Genomic DNA, 2,313 nt, shown 5'->3' with positions numbered 1-2,313 from the left:
GCCATTCAGGCCTGACCCCCTTTCGAGTTCAATTCGCGACGTAACGTCTTGGATTGAGGACGACGATTATTCGTTCGGTGGCGCTGGTGTGTTTCAGGACATTCGCCGTACAGTAGACTGGAAGCGGAACTAAAGTACTGCGACTCAAATCGCAGCACGACGGATATCTTAGCCTCGCACAGACTGCCGCCATCTGCTACGGTGACGGATAAACTTATTGGTGACGGCGATCACGTCTCCGGTTAGACGATCGAGCACGCAATGCGGAGTTGACAAGTATGGCCAATCGGTATTCCTGGTCGTTAAAAACACTGTTGTTGTTTTGCTTAACGGCAGCCTTTGCAATGTTCATTTATCGTCGAGACGTTTTTGTTTTCGGAAGTACATATCGTGTGCAGAATGTGGTTTACGACTCAATACTCGATGTCGCAATAGCGTACGGCATGGTCGGTTGGGATTCAGAAGGACATGTAGAGAAGCCAAATTTTGGTTACATAGTCATTGAGTCGACTGAACATAAGTTCGACACTAGCGATAAATTTCGTTATGAAGGTAAGGCAATCTATTTCAGCGGGCGAAAGGTAGAGCTACGAGACGAGCATTTTACTCTAGCGATAAAGCGTGACGGGCGCCTGGTGTTCTTCGGCCGCGTTGCGGACGAGAAGGTCGAAGACGTTTTCAAATGGGAGATCATGCAAACTGAGGAACAATACGCGTTTGCTCTTTGGAGCATTGCAGAAGAGCTGGAAAATGAGGGGCGCTATTCATATGGCCCTGACGAACAGTAGTGTAACCGTCCACCAGGACCAGTGCAGGGGACCTGCTTGACTATTTGGTGAGGCGTCGACGACGGGCGCGGCGGACTCGCTTGCGCTCGGCGGCTCGGCGACGCTCATCCTTGCGGTTCGTGCGGATCAATTCCGGGTGAGCCGACTTCTAATCATGAGGTGCCAGCTCAGCCGGTTTCGCCTGCCAAGATCCGACGCAGTACATCCTCCAAGTAGGCATGCACGTCCAGGTCATTGCGGACCGCGCTGACGATCACCGTCATCAAGTTCGCCGCTCGCTCACCCGCGGCGAGCGATCCTTTGAATAGTGGTGTAGGCCATTGTGAGACTCCCGGGCCTACACCACTGTTCGTCGGTTCAAGTCGCGGTGGTGAAGTGGCCGCTGCGATGTACAGCTTGGTGTCCTCGGCGGCTAGGCACAATGTCGACGTGTGGGCATATGTGGATGACGTGTTGCGTCAGCTTGCTGGTGGCAGCATTGACTACGAAAGTTTACTTCCAGATGTTTGGCGGGCCTCGCATCCCGAGAGCATCCGGGTGTATCGCGATGCGGAGAAAGAGTCGCGTCGATTGACAACTCAGCAACGCCGCGTGCGTCGGCGTGAATCGCGAGTGGCGTGATGGCTGACTTAACCGAGCGAATCGAACTGACTCGTGATCATCGCGATTTGATTTTGAAGTACGGTTATGTGTCGGGCCGTTTAGAAGCTTCGCTGCGACGTTGGCCGAAGGCTCAACTGATTCGGCGAGTGGGGATGACCCGAGTGGAACTTCACTGGTTAATCGGTGACCTCAGTCACTCGTGCGTCAAAGGCAAAGCGGGCCGCGACGTCGAAGCGATCGCCGATCTGTGCGAACACCTGGAGTACGCCCAGCGCACCGGAGACGGCGACCTGGACATCCTCTGGTAATCGCCACCAGCCCGCCGCACGCCCCCGGCACAGAGAATCGCCCGATGGGCAGATAGAACGCTTACAACTCCCCGGATGTTGTTTTCGTCGGCTTCTCTAAGGGTGCCACGGCGTCAAGGTCCGCTTGAGCCCGTCGGGCTCACTCTCCGGTCGGCTCCGCCTCCCTTCATAGACGCTGCTGCTTTCGCGTGCGCGAAAGGCTCCACCTTGACCTGCCGTGCCAATCAATGCTGGAAGCCGACGGCGCGGCGGATCAACTTGAATAATCGTTCCCACGCCGAGGGAACGCACAGAAGGAATACAACTATGGACAAAGAAACAATTAAGAAACTCTCTCAAGATGGATACGCAGAACTTCTCGACGCCTTAAAACATGAACGGACTACCGAGTACACAAGACACCTCAAGGCAGTTGCAAAGTTTCATCACTACAGTGAAAGAAACGCACTACTGATCGTCAAGCAAATGCCCGCAGCAAGCCACGTTGCAGGATACGCTGCTTGGCGAAAGCTAAGACGCTGGGTCAAAAAAGGAGAATCAGGAATTGGAATATTCGATTAGGATTAAAGGGACGGGGGAACTTTTCGACCCGAACTAAAAAAGAGGCCTGACCC

Annotated in this window: 3 protein-coding genes; all 3 read left to right on the top strand. The window is 54.1% G+C overall.

Annotation, left to right across the window (positions count from 1 at the left end; translation table 11 throughout):
• Window positions 1-278 precede the first annotated feature (278 nt).
• Window positions 279-788 (top strand): hypothetical protein, encoded by a 510-nt coding sequence (locus HFP54_RS25025; protein ID WP_168567290.1) that lies wholly within the window; start codon window positions 279-281, stop codon window positions 786-788.
• Between the two features lie 620 nt (window positions 789-1,408).
• Complete coding sequence (locus HFP54_RS25015; protein WP_168567288.1) at window positions 1,409-1,699, top strand: hypothetical protein; 291 nt, start codon at window positions 1,409-1,411, stop codon at window positions 1,697-1,699.
• A gap of 306 nt (window positions 1,700-2,005) precedes the next feature.
• Window positions 2,006-2,260, top strand: a complete 255-nt coding sequence (locus HFP54_RS25010) for an ArdC-like ssDNA-binding domain-containing protein (protein ID WP_168567287.1) — start codon at window positions 2,006-2,008, stop codon at window positions 2,258-2,260.
• Window positions 2,261-2,313 lie beyond the last annotated feature (53 nt).

The sequence above is a fragment of the Crateriforma spongiae genome (assembly GCF_012290005.1).
Lineage (GTDB): Bacteria > Planctomycetota > Planctomycetia > Pirellulales > Pirellulaceae > Crateriforma > Crateriforma spongiae.
This window is presented reverse-complemented; position numbering and strand designations above follow the sequence as displayed.

Excerpts from the sequence above, each read along its gene's own strand:
- HFP54_RS25025 (WP_168567290.1), top strand. The coding sequence starts at position 279 with ATGGCCAATCGGTATTCCTGGTCGTTAAAAACACTGTTGTTGTTTTGC.
- HFP54_RS25015 (WP_168567288.1), top strand. The coding sequence starts at position 1,409 with ATGGCTGACTTAACCGAGCGAATCGAACTGACTCGTGATCATCGCGAT.
- HFP54_RS25010 (WP_168567287.1), top strand. The coding sequence starts at position 2,006 with ATGGACAAAGAAACAATTAAGAAACTCTCTCAAGATGGATACGCAGAA.